This is a genomic window from Novosphingobium gossypii, from assembly GCF_050433305.1.
Taxonomy (GTDB): Bacteria; Pseudomonadota; Alphaproteobacteria; order Sphingomonadales; family Sphingomonadaceae; genus Novosphingobium; species Novosphingobium gossypii.
In genome coordinates this window covers 1,067,917-1,093,799 of sequence record NZ_JBNPXM010000001.1, presented here as the reverse complement: position 1 = coordinate 1,093,799, position 25,883 = coordinate 1,067,917, and the positions used below count along the sequence as shown (strand labels likewise).

At 66.4% G+C, this 25,883-nt stretch carries 18 protein-coding genes; 10 read left to right on the top strand and 8 right to left on the bottom strand.

The annotated features are described in order from the left end of the window. Nucleotides 1-16: 16 nt before the first annotated feature. Nucleotides 17-1,165: an aldose epimerase family protein gene (locus tag GGR40_RS05510; protein WP_429275158.1), complete on the bottom strand. Its 1,149-nt coding sequence runs from the start codon at nucleotides 1,163-1,165 to the stop codon at nucleotides 17-19. Between the two features lie 167 nt (nucleotides 1,166-1,332). Between GGR40_RS05510 and GGR40_RS05505 the strand changes: the two genes are divergently transcribed. Further along, nucleotides 1,333-2,646: a sugar MFS transporter gene (locus GGR40_RS05505; protein WP_429275157.1), complete on the top strand. Its 1,314-nt coding sequence runs from the start codon at nucleotides 1,333-1,335 to the stop codon at nucleotides 2,644-2,646. A 250-nt stretch (nucleotides 2,647-2,896) separates the two neighbouring features. Here GGR40_RS05505 and GGR40_RS05500 read toward each other — a convergent pair whose 3' ends face one another. Then, a complete protein-coding gene (locus GGR40_RS05500; protein ID WP_429275156.1) occupies nucleotides 2,897-3,661 on the bottom strand; it encodes a FadR/GntR family transcriptional regulator in 765 nt (254 codons plus the stop codon). A gap of 111 nt (nucleotides 3,662-3,772) precedes the next feature. Here GGR40_RS05500 and GGR40_RS05495 point away from each other — a divergent pair, with 111 nt between their 5' ends. The 8 genes from GGR40_RS05495 (at nucleotide 3,773) to GGR40_RS05460 (ending at nucleotide 16,786) form a co-directional block, all read left to right on the top strand. Next, nucleotides 3,773-5,302 carry an aldehyde dehydrogenase (NADP(+)) gene (locus GGR40_RS05495; protein ID WP_429275155.1) on the top strand — a complete coding sequence of 510 codons (1,530 nt, stop codon included), beginning with the start codon at nucleotides 3,773-3,775 and terminating at the stop codon, nucleotides 5,300-5,302. A 58-nt stretch (nucleotides 5,303-5,360) separates the two neighbouring features. Continuing rightward, nucleotides 5,361-6,356: an AraD1 family protein gene (araD1, locus tag GGR40_RS05490; protein ID WP_429275154.1), complete on the top strand. Its 996-nt coding sequence runs from the start codon at nucleotides 5,361-5,363 to the stop codon at nucleotides 6,354-6,356. A gap of 2 nt (nucleotides 6,357-6,358) precedes the next feature. Next, nucleotides 6,359-7,285, top strand: a complete 927-nt coding sequence (locus GGR40_RS05485; RefSeq protein WP_429275153.1) for a Gfo/Idh/MocA family protein — start codon at nucleotides 6,359-6,361, stop codon at nucleotides 7,283-7,285. 33 nt (nucleotides 7,286-7,318) lie between these two features. Further along, on the top strand, nucleotides 7,319-8,884 hold the full coding sequence (locus GGR40_RS05480) for an alpha-N-arabinofuranosidase (RefSeq protein WP_429275152.1): 1,566 nt from the start codon (nucleotides 7,319-7,321) through the stop codon (nucleotides 8,882-8,884). Then, complete coding sequence (locus tag GGR40_RS05475; protein WP_429275151.1) at nucleotides 8,884-9,906, top strand: arabinan endo-1,5-alpha-L-arabinosidase; 1,023 nt, start codon at nucleotides 8,884-8,886, stop codon at nucleotides 9,904-9,906. Before GGR40_RS05480 ends, GGR40_RS05475 begins: the two co-directional genes overlap by 1 nt. Before the next feature lie 78 nt (nucleotides 9,907-9,984). Beyond that, on the top strand, nucleotides 9,985-11,418 hold the full coding sequence (locus GGR40_RS05470) for a glycoside hydrolase family 43 protein (RefSeq protein WP_429275150.1): 1,434 nt from the start codon (nucleotides 9,985-9,987) through the stop codon (nucleotides 11,416-11,418). Between the two features lie 189 nt (nucleotides 11,419-11,607). After that, nucleotides 11,608-14,499 (top strand): TonB-dependent receptor, encoded by a 2,892-nt coding sequence (locus GGR40_RS05465; RefSeq protein WP_429275149.1) that lies wholly within the window; start codon nucleotides 11,608-11,610, stop codon nucleotides 14,497-14,499. 298 nt (nucleotides 14,500-14,797) lie between these two features. Next, the gene (locus GGR40_RS05460; protein WP_429275148.1) at nucleotides 14,798-16,786 is read left to right on the top strand and encodes an MGH1-like glycoside hydrolase domain-containing protein; all 1,989 of its coding nucleotides are present in this window, start codon (nucleotides 14,798-14,800) and stop codon (nucleotides 16,784-16,786) included. A gap of 13 nt (nucleotides 16,787-16,799) precedes the next feature. Here GGR40_RS05460 and GGR40_RS05455 read toward each other — a convergent pair whose 3' ends face one another. Together GGR40_RS05455 and GGR40_RS05450 are read right to left on the bottom strand one after the other, a co-directional pair. After that, a complete protein-coding gene (locus GGR40_RS05455; protein ID WP_429275147.1) occupies nucleotides 16,800-17,591 on the bottom strand; it encodes an ABC transporter ATP-binding protein in 792 nt (263 codons plus the stop codon). After that, entirely contained in the window at nucleotides 17,585-18,571 is a 987-nt protein-coding gene (locus GGR40_RS05450) for a FecCD family ABC transporter permease (RefSeq protein ID WP_429275230.1), read from the bottom strand. The genes GGR40_RS05455 and GGR40_RS05450 overlap by 7 nt, the downstream gene beginning before the upstream one ends. Nucleotides 18,572-18,678: 107 nt before the next feature. Between GGR40_RS05450 and GGR40_RS05445 the strand changes: the two genes are divergently transcribed. Next, nucleotides 18,679-19,533 carry an ABC transporter substrate-binding protein gene (locus GGR40_RS05445; protein WP_429275146.1) on the top strand — a complete coding sequence of 285 codons (855 nt, stop codon included), beginning with the start codon at nucleotides 18,679-18,681 and terminating at the stop codon, nucleotides 19,531-19,533. On the opposite strand, the gene bluB is transcribed toward GGR40_RS05445, so the two are convergent. Genes bluB through cobW form a run of 4 tightly spaced genes read right to left on the bottom strand, consistent with a single transcriptional unit; the run spans nucleotide 19,520 to nucleotide 25,743 of the window. Further along, complete coding sequence (gene bluB / locus GGR40_RS05440; RefSeq protein ID WP_429275145.1) at nucleotides 19,520-20,158, bottom strand: 5,6-dimethylbenzimidazole synthase; 639 nt, start codon at nucleotides 20,156-20,158, stop codon at nucleotides 19,520-19,522. The two genes, GGR40_RS05445 and bluB, sit on opposite strands and share 14 nt — an antisense overlap. A 13-nt stretch (nucleotides 20,159-20,171) precedes the next feature. Further along, complete coding sequence (gene cobO, locus GGR40_RS05435; RefSeq protein ID WP_429275144.1) at nucleotides 20,172-20,780, bottom strand: cob(I)yrinic acid a,c-diamide adenosyltransferase; 609 nt, start codon at nucleotides 20,778-20,780, stop codon at nucleotides 20,172-20,174. 2 nt (nucleotides 20,781-20,782) lie between these two features. Further along, entirely contained in the window at nucleotides 20,783-24,694 is a 3,912-nt protein-coding gene (gene cobN / locus GGR40_RS05430) for a cobaltochelatase subunit CobN (protein ID WP_429275143.1), read from the bottom strand. Continuing rightward, a complete protein-coding gene (gene cobW, locus GGR40_RS05425) occupies nucleotides 24,694-25,743 on the bottom strand; it encodes a cobalamin biosynthesis protein CobW (protein ID WP_429275142.1) in 1,050 nt (349 codons plus the stop codon). Before cobW ends, cobN begins: the two co-directional genes overlap by 1 nt. Nucleotides 25,744-25,883 lie beyond the last annotated feature (140 nt).

Genomic DNA, 25,883 nt, shown 5'->3' with positions numbered 1-25,883 from the left:
TTTTCTTTGGTCCGGTTCAGCGCGCGGAAGTGGAGACGCGATAGATCATGACATGCCGGTACGGCTTGCCGGGATCGACGCGGGTGGAAGGGAAGTTGGCGTGATTGGGGCTATCCGGGAACTTCTGTGGTTCCAGCGCGACGCCGTCGCCCATGCGATAGAGGTGGCCGTTCTTGCCGATGAACGTGCCGTCCAGGAAGTTGCCCGAATAGAACTGCACGCCCGGTTCTGTCGTCAGCAGTTCGAGCACGCGGCCCGAGACGGGGTCTTCCAGACGAGCGGCCAGTTCCGGCGTCTTCGTCTGCCCCTTGTCGAGGGCGAAGTTGTGGTCGAAGCCGCGACCGTAGACGATCTGCTGGTCGTTGCCGTCGCGCAGGCCCACGCCCACAGGCTTGCCCTTGCGGAAGTCGAACGCGGTGCCGGTGACGTCGCGCAGTTCGCCGGTCGGGATCAGCTTTTCCGAAACCGGGGTATAGCGGCTGGACGTCAGCGTCAGCACGTTGGTGGTGGCGTCCCGCTCCGACCCTTCGCCGGCCATGTTGAAGATGGCGTGGTTGGTCATGTTGAGGACGGTGGGCTTGTCGGTCGTCGCGTCGAAGGCGATCTGCAGGTTGCCCGCCTCGTCCAGCGAGTAGGTGACCCGGGCCTTCACCGTGCCGGGATAGCCGGCATCGCCGTCCGGGCTGACCAGCGAGAACACGGCAGTCGCGACCTTGCCGGACTTCACCGATTCAAGCTTCCAGTTCTTCACGTCGAAGCCCTTGCCGCCGCCGTGCAGCGACTGGCCATGATCGTTGAGCGGAAGCTGGAAGGTCTTGCCGTCGAGCGTGAACTTGCCGTCGGCGATGCGGTTGCCGTAGCGCCCGATGGTGGCGCCCCAGAAGTTCGGGCGCGTCTCGAAATCGGAAATCTTGTCGTAGGCGAGCAGCACGTCGGCGACCTTGCCTTCGCGGTCGGGCGCATTCAGCTTCCACAAGGTGGCGCCGAACGTCAGGATCGTGGCCGAAACGCCGTTGGCGGCCTTGAGCGTGACGGCGGTGACGTCGCTGCCGTCCGAAAGCTTGCCCGCGCTCGCCTGCGTCGCGTCGGCGGCCAACACCGGCGTCGCGGCCAGAGCCGCTGCCGAAGCCGCCGCCATCAGAAAGAACTTGCCCGGATTCCTCATTCCCTTAGCTCCCGCATGTCGTACTTTGCATGGCGATTCTGCCAGATGTTGGATGACGCGGCCCATTGACGCCGCCGTTCGGCGCATATAGTCCGACAAATAGAAAGAGCGCAAGCCGGTTTGCTGAAGTGTGACGCGCAGCCGGTCCCGTTTACGAGAGGAATGACATGCCGCCAGTGGTCTCGTCCGGAGACGCCCCCGTCGTCCACACGCACAGCGAAGGCGTGCGCTATGGCCCCGCGCTGACGCTGCTCGCCAGCCTGTTCTTCATGTGGGGCTTCATCACCGTCATCAACAACACGCTGCTGCCGCACCTGCGCAGCGTGTTCGAACTGAGCTACACCCAGACGACGCTGATCGAATCGGTGTGGTTCATCGCCTATTTCGTGGCTTCGATCCCGTCGGCCAAGCTGATCGAGCGGATCGGCTACCAGAAGTCTCTCGTCGTCGGCCTGCTTATCATGGCTGCGGGCGCGCTGGGCATGATGCTGGCCGCCAGCATCCCGTCCTACGGCGTGACCTTGGTGATGCTGTTTGTGATCGCCAGCGGCATCACCCTGCTGCAGGTTGCCGCCAACCCTTACGTCGCGGTCGTCGGCAAGCCCGAAACCGCGTCCTCGCGCCTCAATCTGGTGCAGGCGCTGAACTCGGCGGGCACGATGCTGGCCCCCCTGTTCGGTGCCTATCTGATCCTCGGCCGCTCCAAGGGCGGCACGGCCACCGCCGGCACCGTCCTGACCGAAGCCGAACGCATGGCAGACGCCCATTCCGTGATCCTGCCTTACGCGCTCGTCGCCGTCGTGCTGGTGATCCTGGCCATCGTCATCGCCAAGTTCCCGCTGCCCAAGATGGGCTCGGCCAATTCGCGTCTGGCCAAGGAACAGCGCAAGCACCTGTCGCTGTGGAACCACCGCAACCTGGTGTTCGGCATTCCCGCGATCTTCATTTACCTGATCGCGGAAATCGGCGTCGCCAACCTCTTCGTGAACTTCGTCAGCCAGCCCGACATCGCCAACCTGACGCATGAGCAGGCAGGCAAGTACCTCGCCTTCCTGTGGGGGGGCATGATGGTGGGCCGCTTCGTTGGCTCGGCGATCATGCAGCGCTTCGACGCGGGCAAGGTGCTGGCGTTCTTCTCGATCGGCGCCTTCGTGGTGATGATGATCACCGTGTTCGCGCACGGCCCTGTCGCGATGTGGTCGCTGATCCTCGTTGGCCTGTTCCACTCGATCATGTTCCCGACCATCTTCACGCTCGGCATCAAGGGCCTTGGCCCGCTGACCGAAGAAGGCTCTGGCCTGCTGGTCATGGCGATCGCCGGCGGCGCGCTGGTGGTGGTGCAGGGCTGGCTGGCCGACAACTACGGCCTCCAGACCTCGTTCCTGCTGACGGCGGTATGTGAACTCTACGTGCTGTTCTACGCCCTGTGGGGCAGCAAGACGACCAACGCGGTCGCCGCTCCGGAAGCGACTTTCGAGTAAGCTTTCGGCAGTCTGACAAGAAAAGCCCCGGCGGGATGACCGCCGGGGCTTTTTCGTTTTGGAAGAAGGGGAGAGCAGGGGTTTACCACCCCTGCACCCCGTGAACCGTCGAGGTCGCGCTCGCTGTTTGGTTTCGCGCTCAATTCGCGGCGGCAGATGTAAACAGCCTGCGGCGTAATTCCGGTTGAGGATGCTGCGCGCGCTACGCCGTAAGTTCACGGGGTGCAGGGGCGGTAAACCCCTGCGTACGTCACCCCTGCCGGTCTTCCATCGAACTGCGCGTATCCTCCAGCGCCATATCCACCAGCACGTTCATCGCCTCTGCCGCCGCGACCGGATCTCCGGCGGCGATGGCGTCATAGACCTTCACATGATCGGGGATGGGATTGCGCGGCAGGGCGCGGGCGCGCTGCTTGAACTGGGTGGTCCAGTTCACTGCGGCGCCGATCGAGGCGCTCAGCGTCAGGAGGGCGTCGTTGCGGGTGGCCTGCAGGATAGCATTGTGGAAATCGCGGTCCGCGGTGCGCCCGGCTTCGGTCGTGAGGGTGTGGCGGCGCATCGCGGCAAGGGCGTCCTTCATCGCCTTGAGGTCGGCCTTATCGCGGCGCTGGGCGGCAAGGCGGGCGGCGGCGGGTTCGACGATGGCGCGCAGTTCGAACAGGCTGCGCACGAATTCTATGTCGGGTTCGCCCGCGAAAGCCCAGCCCAGCACTTCAGGGTCGAGCAGGTTCCAGCGATCGCGCGGGAGGACGCGGGTGCCGGCCTTGGGACGGCTGGCGACGAGGCCCTTGGCGGTGAGCACCTGAATCGCTTCGCGATAGGCGCTGCGCGACACCTGCAGTTCCTCTGCGAAGGCGACTTCGCCCGAAAGGATGTCTCCGGGTGCATATTTGCCTGACAAGATCGCGGTGCCCAGCTTGTGTGCTATCGCTCCGTGCAATCGCCGTCCGGGGCCACGAGCATCGTCGCCCGACTTGAAGTTCGCGTCGGTGGTCGTCAAATCGGCATCTGGCACAGGTATGGGCTCCTCCTCCTGAGAAACTAACAGCGGTTTGCAGGAAGAGGAACGACAAACATTGCGTTTCGTCCGTTCTGCCAATATGTCGGAGTAAATAGGGAGTACCCAATGACCGAATTCCGTTCCATCGTCGCCGCTACCGGCGAGCCGCAGGGCGAGCCCATCGCCATCAGTACCACCGCAGACGTGGCCGCTGCCTGCGAAGCGGCGGCTGCCGCGTTCGACACCTATCGCGCCACCGACCGTGAGACTCGAGCTGCGTTCCTTGAGCGAATCGCTGACGAGATCGTCGCCATCGGCGAGCCGCTGATCGAAGCATACATTGCCGAAAGCGGCCTGCCGCGTGGTCGTGGCGAAGGCGAGCGTGGCCGCACCGTCGGTCAGCTGCGCCTGTTCGCGGACGTCGTGCGCAAGGGTCAGTGGCAGCAGCTGCGCATCGATCCCGCGCTTCCCGACCGTGCGCCGCTGCCGCGCCCGGACCTGCGCCTGCGCATGATCCCGGTCGGTCCGGTTGCGGTGTTCGGTGCCTCGAACTTCCCGCTGGCGTTCTCGACCGCCGGTGGAGACACCGCTTCGGCGCTGGCCGCAGGCTGCCCCGTGGTGGTCAAGGGCCATCCCGCGCACCCGGTCACCGGTGCGCTGATCGCCGGTGCCATCGCCAAGGCGGTGAAGGATGCCGGCCTGCCCGCGGGCGTGTTCCAGCACCTCGTCGGTCCGTCCAATGAACTGGGCGCGGCGCTGGTCCAGCACCCGGCGATCATGGCAGTCGGCTTCACCGGCTCGCGCGGTGGCGGTCTGGCGCTGGCGAAGCTGGCGCAGGCCCGCGAAGTGCCGATCCCGGTCTATGCCGAAATGTCCAGCATTAACCCCGTCCTGCTGCTTCCCGAGGCGCTCAAGGCACGCGGTGAAGCGCTGGGCACCGCATTCGTCGGTTCGCTGACGATGGGCGCCGGCCAGTTCTGCACCAACCCCGGCCTGATCCTCGCGGTAGAGGGTGAAGGCCTCGACGCGTTCATCGCCGCCGCGACCTCGGGCGTGTCGGAAGCCAAGCCGCAAACGATGCTGACCACCGGCATCGCCGCCGCCTACGCCAAGGGCGTGGAGACGCTTTCGGGTCTTCCTGGCGTCGAAACGCTGGCGAAGGGCGAAGAAGGCAGCCGCACCACTGGCGGCGCGGTCCTGTTCCAGACCACCGGCACCCAGTTCCTTGCCGACAAGGCGGCAGGTGACGAAGTGTTCGGCGCATCCTCGATCGTCGTGCGCTGCAAGGACGAAGCCGAGCTTCTGACCGTGCTCGAAGGCCTCGAAGGCCAGCTGACCGCAACCCTCCACATGGACGACACGGACGAGGGTGCTGCCGCCCGCGTCCTGCCCGTGCTGGAGCGCAAGGTCGGCCGTATCCTCGTCAACGGCTGGCCCACCGGCGTCGAAGTGTGCCACGCGATGGTGCATGGCGGCCCGTTCCCGTCGACCTCCGATCCGCGCACCACGTCGGTCGGCAGCCTGGCGATCGACCGCTACCTGCGTCCGGTCAGCTACCAGAACTTCGCACAGGGCCTGCTTCCGGCGGAACTGCGCGACGATGCCTTCGGTGACGGCGCCCCGCGCCTGATCGACGGCACGCTTACGCTCAACTGATCCAACCATCCGGGCGGCGCGTCCCTCAAGAAGGGCGCGCCGTCTTTGGGAGAATGCCATGACTTATCTTCGCCTGCTCCAGCACCTGAGCGCCGAGGGCGTTCGTTCCGTGATCCTTGCCGATGGCGATACCGCGCACTTCCTGCCGGGTGTCGCTTCGGTGCGCGAACTGGCGCTGGGCGCCATCGCCGCCGGCCAGTCGCTGGCCGATGCCGCGCGCGATGCCGGGCAGGGCGAAGCGGTGGACATCGCCGCCGAATACGCCGCCGGTCGCCTGCTTGCGCCGATCGACCATGAGGACGATGCGCACCTGCTGCTCGCCGGCACCGGCCTGACGCACCTGGGTTCGGCCGAGGGCCGCGACAAGATGCACAAGGCGGCGGCTTCGGGTGAGCACGTCACCGATTCGATGCGCATGTTTCTGGAAGGTCTGGAAGGCGGCAAGCCTGCTGCGGGCGCAGTCGGCCAGCAGCCGGAATGGTTCTACAAGGGCGATGGTTCGCAGCTTGTCGGTCCCGGCGCCCCGCTGGAAATGCCTGCGTTCGCCAAGGACGGCGGCGAGGAGCCGGAACTGGCCGGCATCTATCTGATCGGCAACGACGGCACCGCGTATCGTCTGGGCCATGCTCTGGCCAACGAGTATTCGGATCACGTCACCGAACGTCACAACTACCTGTGGCTGGCCCACTCCAAGCTGCGTCAGGCCGCGCTTGGCCCGGAACTGCTGCTGGGCGATCTGCCTTCGCACGTCGAGGGTTCCAGCAAGATCGTGCGCAATGGCGAGACGATCTGGGAAAAGCCGTTCCTGTCGGGCGAAGGCAACATGTCGCACACGCTGGCCAACCTTGAGCATCACCACTTCAAGTACGACCTGTTCCGCCGCCCCGGCGACGTGCACGTTCACTTCTTCGGCACCGCCACGCTGTCGTTCGCCGAAGGCGTGCAGACGCAGGAAGGCGACGTGTTCGAGATTCTGGCTGCGCCCTTCACGCTGCCGGTGTCGAACCCGCTGGTGCGCGTCGAGGAACGCGCCTTCGCGGTGAAGGCGCTCTGAGCGTGGATCCGATTCGTATTGCCGTGGTGGGCGTGGGCAAGATCGCCCGCGACCAGCATCTTCCCGCAATTGCCGGCAACAAGGCGTTCAGCCTCGCCGCCACCGTCAGCCCGCGCGACCCCGGCGTCGAGGGCGTGCCTCATGCGCGCAGCCTTGAAGAGCTGATCGCGAACGGTCCGGCGGTGGACGCGGTGGCGCTCTGCACCCCGCCGCAGGTCCGCTACGATCTGGCCGTGCAGGCGCTGTCCAAGGGCATGCACGTGTTCCTGGAAAAGCCGCCGGGTGCGACCCTGTCCGAAGTCGTCGCGCTGGAAAGCCGTGCCGAGAAGACCGGCGCGACTCTGTTCGCATCGTGGCACTCGCGCTTTGCCGCAGGCGTGGCTCCGGCTCGCGCGTGGCTGGCCGAGCGCCGGATCGACAAGGTGTCGATCGTCTGGCGCGAGGACGTGCGCGTGTGGCATCCGGGCCAGGCCTGGATCTGGGAACCGGGCGGCCTTGGCGTCTTCGATCCGGGCATCAACGCTCTTTCCATCGTCACGCACATCCTGCCGCGCCCGATGTTCCTGCAGAATGCGACGCTGGAAATCCCGGCCAACCGGGCTGCGCCCATCGCTGCGGACATCGAGTTCCGCGATACGGCAGGCGCGCCCATCCACATGGACCTCGACTGGCGCCAGACAGGCCCGCAGTCGTGGGACATCATCGTCGAGACGGATGCCGGCACGCTTCGGCTGGCTAACGGCGGCGCCGTGCTGACCCTGCCGACCGGCACCGAGCACAACGAGGACATGGAATATCCGGGCCTCTACGCCCGTTTCGCCAACCTCATCCGCGGCGGTCGCAGCGACGTGGATGTCGCTCCGCTCCGGCTGGTGGCGGACGCATTCCTGCGCGGCCATCGCAAGGCCGTCGACGAATTTCACGATTGATTCCCATCTGATTCCCTTGGGAGGGGACTGAAAATGACCAAGTTCTTCCGCCGTACGTCGCTCGCCATGCTTATGGCAGCGACGGTTCTTTCCACGCCCGTGTCCGCCGACACCGATGGGCAGCCCACCACCGCGACGCTCGAGGCCGACAAGCCCGGCGCCGTCTACCACAAGGAAGTCTTCACCCAGTTCGCAGAGCATCTGGGCGAGGGCATCTACGGTGGCCTGTGGGTGGGCAAGGGAAGCAAGATCCCCAACACCAACGGCTTCCGCAACGACGTGGTCAGCGCGCTGAAGGACTTGTCGGTGCCGGTCATCCGCTGGCCGGGCGGCTGCTTCGCCGACGAATACAACTGGCGCGAAGGCATCGGCCCGCAGGCCAAGCGCCCGGTCAAGATCAACACCCACTGGGGCGGCGTGACCGAGCCGAACACCGTGGGCACGCACGAGTTCTTCGAACTGATCCGCCAGGTCGGCGCCGAAGCCTATGTGGCGGGCAACGTAGGAAACGGCACCCCGCGCGAGATGGCCGAATGGGTCGAATATATGACCTCGCCCGCCGGTTCGCTGGCCGACGAGCGCGCGCGCAACGGCCACAAGGAACCGTGGAAGGTCAAGTATTTCGGCGTCGGTAACGAGCTGTGGGGCTGCGGCGGCAACATGCGTCCCGAGTTTGCGGCGGATGAAACGCGCCGTTACGCCACCTTCATCAAGCCGCCCGCCGGGACCAAGATCCTGAAGGTGGCCGCAGGCGCCAACGTCGACGACTACAACTGGACCGAGACGATGATGCGCGTCGCCGCGCCCCAGCTCGACGGCGTTTCGCTGCACTACTACGTCCACCCCGCGGGTGGCTGGCCGCCGCGCGCGCCTGCCGTCAACTTCGACGAACATGGCTGGGCCGACGCGCTGAACGGCGCACGCCGGATGGACGAGCTGATCACCAAGCACTCGGCGATCATGGACAAGTACGATCCCGAAAAGCGGATCTTCCTGGCCGTGGACGAATGGGGTTCGTGGTACGCGCAGGACGAAGGCACGCATCCGGGCTTCCTGCGCCAGCAGAACACCCTGCGCGATGCCCTGATCGCCTCGATCCACCTCGACATCTTCGCCAAGCATGCCGACCGCGTGCGCATGACCGCCATCGCGCAGATGGTGAACGTGCTCCAGGCGATGATCTTCACCGAGGGCAGCAAGATGGTGCTGACCCCGACGTATCACGTCTTCGAGATGTACAAGCCGTGGCAGGATGCCACCGTGCTGCCGATGCAGATCAAGTCGCCGTGGTACTCGAAGGACGAATACACGATGCCTGCGGTCAGCGGCTCGGCGGTCAAGGCGAAGGACGGCAAGGTGCACGTCGCCCTGTCGAACCTCGATCCGAACCAGGCGAACACGGTGACGATCAAGCTGGACGGCGTGGCGGCATCGGCGGTTTCGGGCCGCATCCTGACGGCGTCGGCGATCAACTCACACAACACCTTCGCCGCGCCTGAAGTGGTGAAGCCCGCTGCCTTCACCGGCGCCAGCGTGCAGGGCGGCCAGCTGGTCGTGGCTCTGCCCGCCAAGTCGGTCGTGATGCTGGAGTTGCAGTGATGAAGGCTGCCTTCATCGGCGCAGTGGCAGGTTTGGCGGCTCTGGCTTGTGCCGGCGCCGCCTCGGCCCAGACGCCACAGGTCGGTGAGAAGGGGGCGGGAACGCTCAATTCGCAGCTGACCGGCGATCTTACCGTGCACGATCCGGTCATCATCCGCGAGGGTGACACGTATTACGTGTTCAGCACGGTGGGCAAGTATATCGGCATCAAGACGTCCACCGATCTGAAGACGTGGAAGGATGCCGGTTCCGTCTTCGCCCAGATTCCCGCCTGGGCGAAGGAGGCGATACCCGGCACCGACGGTATCTGGGCGCCTGACATCTCCTACGTGAATGGCGAGTACCGGCTGTATTACTCCGTCTCGACCTTCGGATCGAACCGTTCGGCCATCGGCCTTGCCACCAGCCCGACGCTGGGCGCAAAGGCCAGGTGGAAGGATCAGGGCCTTGTCGTCATGTCGACGAAGGACGATGACTTCAACGCCATCGATCCGAACTTCGTGGTCGATGCGCAGGGGCGGCAGTGGCTGTCGCTGGGCAGCTTCTGGACCGGGATCAAGCTGTTCCCGCTGGATGCCAGAACCGGCAAGGTCGCCCCCGGAACGGAGCCCTATTCCATCGCGCGCCGCCCTGCGCCCGCCGGTGGGCCGGCCCCGGTCGAAGCGCCGTTCATCATCCCGCACGGCGGCTGGTACTTCCTGATCGCGTCCTACGACTACTGCTGCAAGGGCGTGAATAGCACGTACTATACGGTGGTCGGCCGGTCCAAGAAGATCACCGGGCCTTACCTCGGCCGCGACGGCAGCGACATGATGCAGGGCGGCGGCACCATCCTGCTGCGCTCCGACCTGCAGGAGCAGCAGCGCTTCCGCGGCCCCGGCCATGCGGGCGCGTTCACCGACAAGGACGGCACCACGTACCTGGCGTATCACGCCTACGACAAGCAGGCCGAAGGGCGACCCACGCTGCGCATTGCGCCATTGCGCTGGGACGCGGACGGCTGGCCTGTCGCCGAATACTGAACACCCACCTGACGGCGCCCCGGTTCCGGTCGGGGCGCCGCTTTTTCCAGTACCGCCAAAACACACGCAGAGGACGCCATGACCATCAGCCTGACGCGCCGCAGTTTCGCCGCCGCGACTTCGCTCATTCCGCTCGCCTGCACCGCGCCCGGCAAGACGGCGCTGACCGCCGCACCGGGCGTGGATAGTCCGGCCGCCAGCAACCCGCTGGTCAAGCAGCGCGCCGACACCCAGATCTTCCGCCACGACGACGGCTGGTACTACCTGATGGGCTCCGTGCCCGAGTACGATCGCCTTGCCCTGCGCCGGGCGAAGACGCTTGCAGGCCTTGCCGATGCGGAAGAACGCGTGCTGTGGCGCCATGAAGCGACCGGCCCGATGTCCGGCTTCCTGTGGGCGCCCGAACTGCACTTCGTGGATGGCCGTTGGATCGTCTACTTCGCAGCCGGGCCAAGCGGCGGCGGCGAGGACGTGTTCCGTATCCGCACCTATGCGGTGGTTTGCGACGGGCCGGACCCGATGACCGGCAACTGGTCGGTCCTGGGCGAATTCAAGGCGCCTTGGGACAGCTTCAACCTCGATTCGACGATCTTCACGCATCGCGGCACGCGCTACTTCTCGTGGGCGCAGCGCGAGCCGGGCATCGACACCAATTCCAACGTCTACATCGCACCGATGAAGGACGCGCTGACGCTGGCATCCGCGCCCGCGCGCCTGACGGTGCCGACGCTGGACTGGGAAATCCGCGGCTACAAGGTCAACGAAGGTTCCGCCTTCATCAACCGCAATGGCCGCTTGTTCATGACCTACTCGGCCAGCGCCACCGATGCCCGCTATTGCATGGGCCTGCTCAGCGTGGACGAGAACGCGGACATCATGAACCCGCGAAACTGGACCAAGGCGCCGAAGCCGGTCTTCCAGACCTGCCGCGAAACGTCGGTCTACGGCCCGGGCCACAACAGCTTCACCGTCGATGAGAAGGGGAACGACATCCTCGTCTATCACGGCCGCGACTACGAGAAGATCGAAGGCGACCCGCTGTTCAACCCGGATCGCCACACCCGTATCCAGCGGCTTTATTTCGATGCGAACGGCCAGCCGGACTTCGGCGTGCCGGTCGGCAACGGGCCGCTGCCTGAACGCTTCATTCCCGCTGTGCGCCGAACTGCGCGGCTGGTGCAGGACGGCGCTCGCCTGTCCGTCGGCGAAGGTGCCTTGCCGCAGACGCAGTTCCGCTCGCTTCCGGCAGGCAACGGTGCGGTGCGCCTGTCGCCGATCCTCAAGTCCGACCATTGCCTCGTTGCCCAGGCGGATGGCATCGTGACCCTAGCTCCCATCACGGCGACCGGTGCGCAGCCCGGTGCCGACCTGTTCCGTCGCGAAGCCGGGCCCGCCAGTGGCACCGTGCGCTTTGCATCCGTGGCTCACGAGGGCAGGGCGCTGGCGCATTCCTCCGACAAGGTGGTGCTGGCCGACGCTTACGAGGCGTCTGCTGCCTGGCTGGCTGACTGAACTGCCACTGACGCAGTCGAAGCCAAACCTGCGGGCTTTGGCTTCGACTGCGTCGGATCGGCCACAGTTGCATAACGAATTTGTCGGAGTTTTCGTTTTTCCTCTTGCGTCCTAATAGTCGGACTAATAATCAGGCCGGGTAAAGGATGGGGCATGGTAATGGGCCAGCCCCGATGGGAGGGTTGATCCATGGCTTTCAAGCCATTCGCTTTGTGCACCGCATCCGTTCTCGCTTTCGGCCTCGCCACAGCCGCGCAGGCCCAGGACGTGGCGCCGCAGGCTGCTGAAGATGCCAGCGCAGAAGACATCATCGTCACCGGCGTGCGCGCCTCGATCGTCGGCGCCATCAACAGCCGCAAGGACAATGTCCAGATCGTCGACTCGATCGTCGCCGAAGACGTGGGCAAGCTGCCTGACAACAACGTCGTCGAAGCGCTGCAGCGCGTCACCGGCATCCAGATCACCGACCGCGCCGGCGGCGAAGCGGGCACGATCACCATTCGTGGTCTGACCGACCCGCTGACTACGCTGAACGGTCGCAACATCTTCACCGCAGCGGGCACATCGTTCGCGCTGCAGGATATTTCCGCCAACCTCGTCAAGAAGGTCGACGTCTACAAGACGCGTTCGGCCGACCAGATCGAAACCGGCTTGGCCGGTCAGATCGACGTGCAGACGCGCCGTCCGCTGGACTTCGACGGCTTCACCATCTCCGGTCTGGCGCGCGGCGTCTACTCGGAACTGCGTGACAAGGCGAACCCCAACGTCGCGCTGCTGGTCGCCAACAAGTGGGATACCGGCATCGGCGAGATCGGCTTCCTGGTCAACGCCAGCTATACCCGCGCCGAGTTCCGCAACCAGAACCTCCAGGCCGGCGCCATGGTGCCGTTCCTGACCGCGACCGGCGCACGCCCGGAGGTGACCAACAGCAACCTGCCGGGCGCCTGTGCCGGCGGGGCGGCCTTCGTTGCGCTGGAGCGCCTGTTCACCACCGACTGTCGCGCGGTGACTGCATCCAACCCGCAGGGCAACCTGTGGACGCCGGGCCTCGACGCCGGTCTTTCGACCAAGGCGGGTTCGACGCTCAACATCAACGGCGTCGACGTGCCCTACTACCTCTCGCGCGACGCGGTGATCGCTTCCGACCTCTACGGCAAGCGCACCCGTCCTTCGGTGAACGCCGCGCTGCAGTGGGCACCGGACGATCGCTCGGTCTACACCGCCGAGGTGTTCTACACCGGCTTCCGCCAGAAGACGCTCAATAGCCTGCACTTCAGCTTCGCCGACTGGTGGGGCGACCTGCCGGCGGACGCTGCGAACAGCTTCGAGCTGTATGACGGCACCAACATCATCAAGTCGCGCCAGGTTGGCTCGGTTGCCGGCTTCAACAGCGGCGATACCGCCACCAGCAAGACGGACAGCTACGTCTATGCGTTCAACGCCAAGTGGGACGTGGGCGATCGGGGCAAGATCAACGCCGACGTCACGTACCAGGACAGTAAGAACGAGACCTCGTTCTTCGCCATCCGTACCGATCGCGCGCCGCTCGACATCGACGTGGACTTCAACGCCGGTGGCGGCCTGCCCGCGTACAGCTTTGCCAACCAGGGCGTGCTGACCGACGCTTCGCAGTGGACCGTGGGCAACCTGTTCGACAGCGGCACGAAGAACACCGGCAGCGCGCTGACCGTCATGCTCGACGGCGAATACGAATGGGACGAAGGCTTCCTGCGTCGGATCAAGGCGGGCTTCCGCTACGACGACCGCAAGGCCGACAGCTATGTGCGTGACCAGGGCGCCGGCGGCCTGCCGGGCGTGACGCTCGACCAGTTCGGTCAGGGCACTCCGTTCACGAACAGCGGCTTCTTCGACGGCCGTGCAGACGTGCCGACCAGCTGGGTGCTCGCCGATCCGCGCACCATGGACAAGGATGCCGTGCGCACCCTGTACCGTTCGGTCAACCCGGCGCTGCTGCTGTCCGACCAGCTGACCTTCGGCCACGTCTTCGGTATCGGCGAGATCAACACCGCCGCCTACATCATGGCCGATGGCGAGATCGAACTGTTCGGTCGTCCGCTGCAGGTCCAGGGCGGCGTGCGCTACGTCCAGATCGATACCGACTACGACTACTTCGATCGCGGCAACAACTTCGCGCGTACCTCGGTTTCGACCGGTTCGGCCAAGTGGCTGCCCTCGTTCACGGCGCGGTACGGCATCACCGACAACCTGCGTGTCCGCTTCAACTACGGCGAAACGCTGCGTCGTCCAGCATTCGGTGATCTCAACCCCAACGTGACGCTGGCGGGCGACCTTTCGCGCATCGGCTTCGGTACGGGCAGTGCAGGTAACGCCAGCCTTGGCGCCACGCATTCGAAGAACATCGACGTCGCCGTCGAGTGGTACTTCGAGCGCAACAGCGCGATCTACGCGACGGCTTTCCGCCGCGAGATCAGCGGGCTGGTCGTGCCGCTGGTTGCGCGGGAGATCATCCCGAACAACTACCTGCCGCGTAACGAAACCTACACCGAGACGTTCAACATCACCCGTCCGGTCAATGCTTCGGACGGCGTGCTGAAGGGCGTGGAACTGGGCCTGACCTACTTCCCGACCTATCTGCCCGGCTTCCTCAACGGCCTTGGTTTCACGGGCAGCGCCACGATCCTCGACTCCGAGCAGACCATTCCGGTGGTCAATACCGAGGGCGAGATCACCGGTTCCACCAAGTCGGCGTTCTTCGGCGTGTCGAAGCTCTCGTACAATGCCACGCTGGCGTATGATAACGGCCCGATCGGTGCCCGCTTGTCGTACATCTGGCGCAAGGGCTTCCTCCAGAGCAACGAAGGGCGTTCGTTCGCGAACCCGATCGGCTTCTGGCGCGCTCCTGAAAAGAGCCTCGACCTTCAGCTGACCTGGAACGTCAACGACGACATCGGCGTGACCTTCGACGCGGTGAACCTCACCAAGGCGAAGCAGCAGAACTACTACAAGTTCGGCGACGTCGGTAACCCGACCCAGTTCAACTCCAGCACGCTGCTGATCGACCGCACCTTTGCGGTGGGCGTGCGCTTCAAGTTCGACTGATCGGCGCGCCGCAATACGCAGAATGCCATTCCTGCGGATTGCGGCCCGCTCGGGCGGCCGGAACGGGTCGGGGCTCCTTCCTCTCCCAACACCCGGCACGGTTCGGCCGCCCTCTTTGCTGAGATACCCCGTCCCGGCATGGCCCGGGTCCGCTGGCTGGCTGCACTTGCGTAACATCGCGGGGAAGCCGGCAGCAACATCGGTTGCTCATGGTCAGCGGTCCCGGCCTTTGCCGGGGTGACGCGGACGGAGGACCGAGAACTTGCGCAAGAAACTGGCCGTCATGGCCCTTCCTGTTTTGGCACTCCTTGCAACGGCGGCCAGCCCGCCTGCGTCTGCCCCTGCATCTGGGCCGCCGATGGATACGCAGGCCATCGCCCGCAGCCGGTTCGGCAACGATGCGGACTGGTACCTCCAGCGCATTCCCTTCTTCGAATCCTCCGATGAGCGCATCGACGCGGTTTATTATTACCGCTGGGGCCTGTTCCGTGCCCATCAGCGCGATCTCGGCGAGCAGGGCTACATCACCACCGAATTCGCCGACGACGTGGACTGGCAGCGCCATCCGTTCGCCAGCCTGAACGACGCCAGCGGCTTTCACATCGCCGAGGGGCGCTGGCTGAACGATCGTCGCTTCACCGACGACTACATCAATTTCATGTACGAAGGCGGCAACGACCGCCACTTCACCGATCATATGGCGGATTCGGTATGGGGCCGCTACCTCGTCGACGGCGACCGCAAGGCGTTGCTGCGGCACCTGCAGGTGATGCGCCACGTCTATCGCCTGTGGGACGAAAAGTTCGATTTCACCAAGGGGCTCTACTTCGTGGAGCCGCTTCTGGATGCCACCGAATACACGGTGTCTTCGATCGATGCGTCGGGCGGCAAGGACGGTTTTAGGGGCGGCGATGCGTTCCGGCCGTCGGTCAACAGCTACATGTTCGCCAATGCCCGCGCCCTGTCGCGCATGGCGGCGATGGCGGGCGACACGGCGATGGCGAAGGAATACGCCGATCGCGCCGAGGCGCTGCGCACGCGGGTGCTGGCCGACTTGTGGAACCCGAAGCTTGAGCATTTCACCGACCGTCACCAGTTGACGAACGAGCACGTCAAATACTGGGACCCGATCCGCAACCGCGAACTCGTCGGCTATCTGCCCTGGATGTTCGATCTGGTTCCTGACGATGCGCGCTATGCCAAGGCGTGGGGCCACCTGACCGATCCGCAGTCGCTGGCGGGCAAGGCAGGAATGCGTACGGTCGAGAAGACTTACGAATACTACATGCGGCAGTATCGGTATCTCGGGCCGGACCCGGAATGCCAGTGGAACGGGCCGATCTGGCCATACCAGACCACGCAGGTGCTGACCGCGATGGGCAACCTGCTCGATCATTACGACCAGCACGGCCCCGTCAGCCGCGCCGACTGGATGCACATGATGCGCCAGTACACGCAGTTGCATTACCAGGGCGACAGGCTGGACCTTGAGGAAGACTACGATCCCGAGACGGGCAAGCCCATCGTCGGGCTGGACCGCAGCCACCATTATTTCCATTCGGGCTACATCGACCTTATCCTGACTGGCCTCGTCGGCATTCGCCCGCGTGCGGACGACATGCTTGAGGTGAACCCGCTGTCGCCGCAGACCGGCGGTCTGGACTGGTTCCGGATCGAGCGTGTGCCGTACCACGGGCACGAGGTTTCGGTGACGTGGGACGCGAAGGGCGCGCGCTATGGCAAGGGTCTGGCCATTGTGGTGGACGGTCGCGAAGTCGCGCGCCGGGCGGACCTTGGCAGGCTGGAAGTGCCGGTTTCGCGCAAGACCAACGCGCCGATCGTGCGGGAGGAGAACGTTGCGGTGCAGCTGGTGCGCGGCGGTTATCCGACGCCCACGGCCTCTTCGGGGACCGATGCGGAGAAGCTGCACGATGCCGTCGATGGGCGTGCGTGGTTCTATCCCGAACTGCCCAACGGGTGGGATTCCGATGCCGGCAGCAAGCCGCAGTGGTACGCCCTCGACTTCGGCAAGCGCATCACCCTGGGCGCGGCGGAACTGGCCTACTTTGCCGATGCCAGCCGCTTTGCCGCCCCGCGCAGCATCCGCGTCGAGCTTTGGCGCGATGGGCGCTGGCAGCAGGTCGCCGCTCCGAAGGCCGCGCCTCTGGCCAATGGCGTGACGCGGGTGACATGGCCCGCGGTGGAGGCCGAACGCCTGCGCGTCAGCATGCAGCCCGGCCAAGGGCGGGCGATCCGTCTGGCCGAGGTGAAGGCGTTCGCACGCTGAGCGTGGGCGGGTCTTACCCCCGCACACGCTCCAGCGGCACCACCATCGGCGCAGCGCCCGTCAGGTCGATCCGCCCGGTCACGCCGTAGACCGTACGCAGTCGTTCCCCCGTCAGCACTTCGGCGGGCGAACCCTGCGCCACCAGTGCGCCGCGATCGATCAGGAGCAGCCGCTGGCAATAGCGGGCGGCCATCGTCAGGTCGTGCAGCACGGTCACCACCGTGGCCCCGGCGCGGGCCTCTGCCGCCAGCAGTTCCATGACGTCGATCTGGTGCCCCGGATCGAGCGAGGCGAGGGGCTCGTCCGCGATCAGCCCCGGCGCGCCCACGGCGAGGGCGCGGGCCAGCATCACGCGGGCGCGTTCGCCGCCTGACAGTTCGGTGGCGGTGCGGCCTGTCAGATGCAGCACGTCGGCGCGCTGCATGGCATCGTGGATGGCGGCAAGGTCCGCCTCGGCAAGGCGCGACATCGGGCCAAGGCCGGGCAGGCGGCCCAGCGCCACCAGCCGTTCCACGCTGAGCGGCCAGTGCAGCGCCTGCCCCTGAGGCAGGTAGCTTAGCACGCGCGCCAGTTCGCGCGGCTGCATCTGCGCCACCGCGCGCCCATCTATGCCGACGCTGCCCTGCGACACCGGGGTCAGGCCCAGGATCGCCCGGATCAGCGTAGATTTGCCGGCACCGTTGGGACCGATCACGCCGGTCAGTTCACCCGGACGCAGGGTGGCGCTGATGCCGTGCAGCACGCCGCGCCGCCCTGCTTTGGGGCCAAGGTCGGCGGACAGGTTCTCTATCGTCACCGTCACCACAGGCGGCGCTCCTTCAGCAGATGGACAAGGAAGACCGGGACGCCCAGGAACGCGGTCACCACGCCCAGCTTCAACTCGCTGGCGGTCGGGATCAGGCGAACCAGGATGTCGGCGGCCGCCAGCAGCACGGCTCCGCCCAGCATGGACGGCAGCAGCACGGCAGAAGGGCTTCGGTCGGTCAGCGGACGCACCAGATGCGGCACGATCAGGCCGACGAACCCGATGGAGCCCGACACCGCCACTGCCCCACCGACGCCGATTGCCACGCCCAGCAGCAGCCGTGCGCGGGTGCGCCCCAGATCGACACCCAAAGACCGCGCACCGTCCTCTCCCAGCGACAGGGCGTCCAGCGCGCGGGCGTCGTAAAGCAGCAGCGCCGCGCCCAGCACGATGCACGGCAGCGCGGTCCACACATGCTCCATCGCGCGGTTCTCAATGGAGCCGAGCAGCCAGGTCATGATCTCCATGGCGGCGAACGGATTGGGGGAGAGGTTCAGCGACAGGCTGATCCCTGCGCCCGCCAGCGTGGAGACAGCAATGCCTGCCAGGATCAGCGCCAGCGGACCTTCGGCACGCCCTGCCAGCACGAACAGCAGGGCCAGACTGGCCAGTGCGCCGAGGATCGCCAGCACCGGCAGGACGGCGGGGTTGAGGTCTCCCAGCCCGAAATAGATCGCGGCGACCGCACCCAGCGCTGCGGAATTGGACGCGCCCAGAACCGATGGCTCTGCCAGCGGATTGCGCAGGTATCCCTGCAACGCCGCGCCCGCCAGTCCCAGCATCGCGCCGACCAGCAGCGCTATCAGCGTGCGCGGCAGGCGCAGTTCCAGCAGGATCGCGCGGACCACCGGATCGCCGTGACCGAAGGCGGCATCGGCAAGCTGCGCAATGGGGATCGGCACCGTGCCCAGCGACAGCGACGCCAGGAACACCGCGACGATAGCGGCGACAAGCAGGGGCACCAGCGCCGGATGCCGCAGACGCGGCTTCAGGCTGGACAGGGGAATTTCAGGCACGAACACCTCGGTCTGGATCGGCTCTCCGTCACGCTTGTGTCCCGGAGTCGTATTGCTATGGAAACGCCGGTATGGCGTTGACGGCTTATCTTCGTTCGACCGCGCTGGCTATCGGCGGACTTCTCGCAATCGCGGGCACTGCCGCCGGGGCAGAGCGTGGGGGCGCACCGGATGCGCGCCCGAAGCGCATCGTGTCGGTCAACCTGTGCGCAGACCAGTTGCTGGTCGAACTGGCGGATCGTTCGCAGATCGCGGGGCTGACGCGCTATGCCACCGATGCGCAGATGTCCGCCGTCGCCGCCCGTGCAAAAGGGCTGTCGCTCCTGCACAGTTCGGCGGAGGAGATCATGGCGATCAACCCCGATCTCGTGATCGGCATGCCTGCGCGGCGCAATCCCGCGATCAGGGCGCTGAAGACGCGCTACCCGGCGGTCGATCTGAAATCCGCCGACGATTACGACGCGATTCTGGCATCCATCCGCAAGGTGGCGCTGGCCGTGGGGCATCCCGAGCGCGGAGATGCGCTGATCGCGCGGATGAACCGCGATCTGGCGTCCGTGCCGCGTGTCAGACGCGGGCTTGTCGCGGCCTACTGGCAGCGGCGCGGTTACCTGACAGGTACCGGCACGCTGGTGGACGACATGATGACGCGCGTGGGCCTGACCAACCTTGCAGGAAAGCTGGGCAAGCCCGCACTGTCGCAAGTGGGCGTGGAGGAACTTGCCGCATCGCGCCCCGACGTCCTGATCGTCGACAGCGCGACCGATATAGTGGTCGATGAAGGTACTGCGATGATGCACCACCCGGTCATCGGCTCGATCCCGCGCATCGCCATCCCGCAGGCGTGGACGGTTTGCGGCGGCCCTGCCTATGTCCGGGCGGCACGCGCGATGGCTCAGGGAGCGGGGCGGATCAAACCTCGCTGACACAGGCGCTCACGTCCAGTCGGGCCTGCCAGCCGCGCCGCTCAAGTTCGGGGACAAGGTCCGGCTCCTGCGGATAACCCAGGCACAGCAGGGCCACGAAGCACCATGCAGGCGGGGTGTCCAGCAGGCGGGCGACCGTTTCAGGCCGAACGATGGACACCCAGCCAAGCCCCAGTCCCTGCGCCCGTGCTGCCAGCCACAGGGTATGGATCGCCATCACGACCGACCATTCGCGCGTCTGCGGCATCGTTGCGGCGCCAAGTCCCATGCCGACGGGCGTATCCTCGTCGCAGAACACCGCGATGACTTCGGGCGCATGGTCCAGCGCGTGGAGTTTCAGCGCGGTATAGGCGGCGTGGCGCTCGCCTTCGTAAGCGGCATCCCCGGCGCGAGCAGCTTCCGCGTCGGCATGAGCGGCCAGCGCCTGACGCAGCGGTGCGGAACGCACCCGCACGAAGCGCCAGGGCTGCGAATTGCCGACCGAGGGTGCCAGCTGCGCCGTGGCAAGCAGCTGCAGCACGACCGCATCGTCCAGCGGATCGCGGCGGAAATGCCGCACATCGCGCCGCCATGCGAGGAGAGCGGAGAGGTCGTCGCGGAATTGGGGGGTGAAGGTGGGCTGCACCTTGCGTCGGCCCTTAGAACTCGATGCCCGCCTGCGCTTTCACGCCCTGTTCGCGGAAGGGGTGCTTCACCAGCGTCATCTCGGTGACTAGGTCCGCGGCTTCGACCAGACCCTCGGGGGCGTTGCGCCCGGTCACGACGACGTGCTTCATGTCGGCCCGTCCGGTTAGCACTTCAAGCACTTCGTCCAGCGGCAGATAGTCGTACCGCAGGACGATGTTCAATTCGTCGGCCAGCACCATGTCGTAGGCGGGATCGGCGACCATGCGCTTCACTTCTTCCCATGCCTCGCGCGCAAGGGCGATGTCGCGGGCGCGGTCCTGGGTGTTCCAGGTGAAGCCTTCGCCCATCGGCTTGAACTCCACATGGTCGGGGAAGGCATCGAAGACCGCCTTTTCGCCGGTGGTCATCGCGCCTTTCACGAACTGGACGACGCCCACCTTCTTCCCGTGGCCGATCATCCGCACCACCATGCCGAGCGCGGCGGTGGTCTTGCCCTTGCCCTTGCCGGTGTTGACGATCAGCAGGCTCTTTTCCACGGTCTTGCCCGCCATGATGCGGTCGTGCGCGGCCTGCTTTTTCTTCATCTTTTCTGCATGCTGTTCGTCGGTGCGCTGGGCCATATTCATGCTCCTGAGACTTGTGCGAGCAGCAGGCCCGCGCTGTTCGATCTGGGTTTCCAAAGCCCGCGCTCCAGCGCCTCGGCCAGCCGGGCGGCAGTTTCGCGCAGGGCCGCGGGATTGGCCTCGGCCATGAAGGCGCGCACGGCCTCGTCCTCGATGAAGGCGGCGTGGACGGCGTCGAAGTGGTGATCGCGCACCGCGCTCGTGGTGGCGGCGAAGGCGAAGAGGTAATCGACCGATGCGGCTATCTCGAACGCGCCCTTGTAGCCGTGGCGCATGACGCCTGCGATCCATTTGGGATTGGTGACGCGCCCGCGTACGATCCGGCCGATCTCGTCCGCCAAAGTGCGGATCACCGGGCGTTCGGGGCGCGAGTGGTCGTTGTGGTAGGACAGCGGCGCGCGGCCCTTCAGGTGCTCGACGGCAGCGGCGATGCCACCCTCGAACTGGTAGTAGTCGTCACTGTCGAGCAGGTCGTGTTCGCGGTTGTCCTGGTTCTGGACCACGGCGTCGGCCTGGGTCAGGCGGGCGGCGTAGAGATCGCGCTCGGCCTCGCCCTCCACCCCCGATCCGTAGGCGTAGCTGCCCCAGTCGAGGTAGACGTTCGCCAGATCCGTGCGATCGTGCCACAGCTTTTCGTCGATCATCGCCTGCAGGCCCGCACCATAGGCGCCGGGCTTCGAGCCGAACACACGGGCCCCCGCGCGGCGGGCAGCGACCGACGCATCCTCGCCCTGCGCTGCAAGGGCGGCGGTTTCGGCGCGGTGGCGGGCGGCGGCGGGGTTGTCCTCGTCGCTTTCGTCAAGGGCCATGACGGCGCGGGCGGCGCTGTCGATCAAATCCATCTGTTCGGGGAAGGCATCGCGGAAGAAGCCCGACACGCGCAAGGTCACGTCCACGCGCGGGCGGCCGAGTTCGGCCAGCGTCATCATCTCGAACCCGGTGACACGGCCCGAAGTCCATTCCCAGCGCGGCCGCACGCCCATCAGCGCCAGCGCCTGCGCGATGTCGTCCCCGCCGGTGCGCATGTTGGCGGTGCCCCATGCGGACAAGGCGATGGCGCGCGGGTACTCGCCCTCGCGCTGGAGATAGTCTTCCACCAGCAACTGCGCCGACCGCTGGCCCAAATCCCACGCGACTGCGGTGGGCACCGCGCGCGTGTCCACCGAGTAGAAATTGCGCCCGGTGGGCAGAACGTCCGGGCGTCCACGTGTCGGCGCGCCGGAAGGGCCAGGCGTGACGAAGCGGCCGTCCAGCCCGGCGAGTAGTGCGGCAGTCTCGGCGGACCCACAGGCGTCCACACGTGGGGCGAGGTTGCTGGCGATGGCGTGGAGGACAGGCTGAACCTTGCTGTCCCCCACTTGGCTACATTCACGTTCCCCAACATCGTCACCCTGAACTTGTTTCAGGGTCCATCGCGCCTCAGACGCGGTGTTTTGCTGGGGCGAACCGATAGCGCCGATGGTGACCCCCACCTCAGAGGCAGGCGGAGAAATGGACCCTGAAACAAGTTCAGGGTGACGGGATGCGGGGGGCGGGGGCAGGGTGTCGATCCACTCTGCCGCCAGCAGTTCCAGCCGCTCCACCGTATCCCCCAGCGTGCGCCATGGTTCGTCAGACACCGCGGCCAGCACGCCCGGCCTTGGCCCCTCCCAGCAATCCGCCATGCGGCAGTCCAGCGGGTCGAAGGCAAAGCCGAAATCCTGCGCCAACGCCCGCAGCAGCGATGCCTGTTCCGGCCCGTCATACCCGCGAGGGGTACGGGCCAGCGCCACCAGCAGGTCGCGCCGCAGGCGACCCTGGGGCGATTGGCCGAAGACGTGCAGGCCATCGCGGATCTGCAGTTCCTTCAGTTCGCACAGGTAGTTGTCGATGGCGGACAGGGCATCGTCGCCATCGCCCTGCGCGCCTGCGTCCTTGTCCAGCCCTTGCGAGCGGGCAAGGTCGATGATGTCGCGCCGCAGCCGTTCCAGCCGGCGCGGGTCCATCCCGGCGGCCAGATAGTATTCGTCCACCAGCGCTTCGAGCTGCTTCAGCGGGCCGTAGCTTTCCGCGCGGGTGAGGGGAGGCGTCAGGTGATCGACGATGACCGCGCCAATGCGCCGCTTGGCCTGCGTGCCTTCGCCCGGATCGTTGACGATGAAAGGGTAAAGCTGCGGCACCGGCCCGGCGCAAATCTCGGGGAAGCAATCGGCGGACAGCGACACCGCCTTGCCGGGCAGCCATTCCAGATTGCCGTGCTTGCCGACATGAACCAGCGCCTGCGCGCCGAAATGGCGGTCGAGCCAGACGTGGAAGGCGAGGTAGGCATGCGGCGGCGGCAGCGCCGGGTCGTGGTAGGTTTCCTTGGCGTCGATGTTGTATCCGCGCGCGGGCTGCACGGCGACGCAGACGTTGCCGAAGCGATGGACCGCCAGCCGGAACGCGCCTTCCCTGACGAAAGGGTCGGCCTCCGGTGCGCCCCAGCGCGCGACCATGGCGGCCCGCGCGGCTTCGGGCACTTGCGCGAAGGCGGCCTCGTAATCGGCCAGCGGCAGCGTGATCTCGCCGGGCCTGTCCAGAGAGGAAAGGTCGTTGGTCACACCAGCCGTCATCAGGCGCATCAGGGCCTGCCCGTCGGTGGGCGCATCGGCGATGTCGTACCCCGCCGCTGCAAGGCTCGACAGGATAGAGGCTGCGCTGGCGGGCGTGTCGAGACCTACACCGTTGCCGATCCGTCCGTCGCGGTTGGGGTAGTTGGCAAGCACCAGCGCTACCTTGCGCGCCTTGGGCGGCGTGCGCCGCAGGGCCGCCCAGTTGGCGGCCAGGTCCGCAACGAAGGCGACCCGATCTGGGGCGACGCGGGGGACGACGATGCCGCACTGGGTCACTTCGTCAAACCGCTCGGCGGCCTTGAAGGCGACGGCGCGGGTGAACAGGCGGCCATCCACTTCGGGCAGGGCCACGTTCATCGCCAGGTCGCGCGGACCCAGACCACGCGCGGCATCGCGCCAGGCGCTTTCCTCCACGCCCGCGAAGGCGACCTGCAGGATGGGGCAGTCGGCGCGTTCCAGCACGCCGCCGACGCGCGGTTCGCCGCTGGAAGAGGACGCGAAGCTGGTGGCGTTGACGATCACGTCGGGCGCGATCCCGTCCATCAGACCGGTCAGCCAGTCGATCGCGAAAGGTTCCCGCAAGGCGCGGACGTGGACGGCGGCGACGTTGAAGCCGCGCAGTCGCAACGCTGCCACCATCGCATCGACCGCGTTCAGCGTGCCCGCGATCATCAATGCGCGGTAGAACACCAGCAGCACGACCGGCGCGTCCGGCTGCCATGACGCGCGCAGGTCGGCCAGCGAGGGACGGTCGATCCCGGCGAGGTAAAGGCCCGCATCGGCCACCGGCACGGGATCGTCGGCCTGACCGCAATCGGCGTGGATCAGGCGCGCGGCGGTGCGCAGGAAGGACAGGGCGTTGGCCGTGCCGCCCTGCCGCAGGTAATCGCGCAGGTGCTCCACGGTGGCGGCGGGCAGGGTGGATGCCCGTGCCAGCGCCGGGTCTTCCTCACGCCCGTCGGCTATGGCCGCGAAGGCGATGCCGCGCTCCCGAGCCACCAGCGCGATCTCGTCAATGCCATAGGGCCAGTAACTCTTGCCGCCCAACAGCACCACGCAGACGAACTTCGCGTGCGCGATCACCTTCTCTACGTAGAGGTCGACCGAATAGGGGTGGCGCAACTGCAGCAGATTGGCGAGGCGCACGCTTGGGCTGGTCCCGGAGGGCGCCCCTTGCGGCAGTTGCGCCGCCGCTTTCGCGAAGCACGCCAGTTCGCTGTCCGCCACCGTCAGGATCACGATGTCGCCCGGCTGCTGGTCGAGGTCGATCGCCTCCTCGCCGTTGGAGATCGTGCCGGGGGTGGCGGAAAGCAGGTGCATCAGGCGGCGACGGTGCCGAGCACGTCCGCCAGCGCGGTCTCTATCGCCGCGCGGTCCAGACCCTTCTGGCCGATGATCACCAACTGGGTCCGGCGCGGTTCCTCTGCCTTCCAGGCGCGGTCGAAGAAGTGCTGGATGCGCGGACCCACGCCCTGCACGACGAGGCGGCTGGGCTTTCCGGCAAGCGCCACCATACCCTTCACGCGCAGCACGTCATGCGTGGCGATCTGTTCCCGCAGCCCCGCCAGCAGCGCGTCGAGATCGGCCACTTCGCGCCCTTCGAGGATGAAGGTGTCGAAATCGTCGTGGTCGTGATCGTCGTCGAGGCCGTCGATGTGCGACTTGCGGCTGTCGAGATCGTCCTCTGCCGCCGCGACGATGCCGAGCAGTGCGGCGATCTCGACCGCGCCGTGATCCGCGCGCACGATCTTAACGCCGGGGCGGGTATGCGAAAGGACGGTTTGCTCCACTTGCGCCAGCACGTCGGCATCGACGAGGTCGGTCTTGTTGAGCACGACCATGTCGGCGCAGCCCAGCTGTTCCTCGAACAGTTCCTCCAGCGGGCTGTCATGGTCGAGGTTGGGATCGGCGGCGCGGGCGGCAGCCAGCGCATCCTCGTCAGTGGCGAAGCGGCCAGCGGCCACCGCATCTGCATCGATCAGCGCGACCACGCCGTCTACCGTGGCGCGGGTGCGGATGTCGGGCCACTGGAACGCCTTGACCAGCGGCTTGGGCAGGGCAAGGCCGGACGTTTCGATGATGATGTGATCGGGCGGGGTGGGGCGGTCCAACAGCTTCTGCATGGTGGGCAGGAAATCGTCGGCCACGGTGCAGCAGATGCAGCCGTTGGCCAGTTCGAGGATGTCGTCCTCCGGGCAGGCTTCGTCGTTGCAGCCCTTCACCAGTTCGCCGTCGACGCCAACCTCGCCGAATTCGTTGATGACCAGCGCCAGGCGGCGGCCATGCGCGTTCTGCAGCAGGTGGCGGATAAGCGTGGTCTTGCCGGCGCCCAGGAAGCCGGTGATGACGGTGGTGGGTACTTTGCTCAAGGTCTGCACTCCCGCGCCGGCGACGTTTCGCGGCGGGGCTTACCGCCGGGCTGACGGCGGCGCAGGCAAGGGCGACGGACAGGCGCGAAGACGCCCGGCGACCCTGTCCGCTGCGGCCCCATGCCGCATGCGTGTCGTCG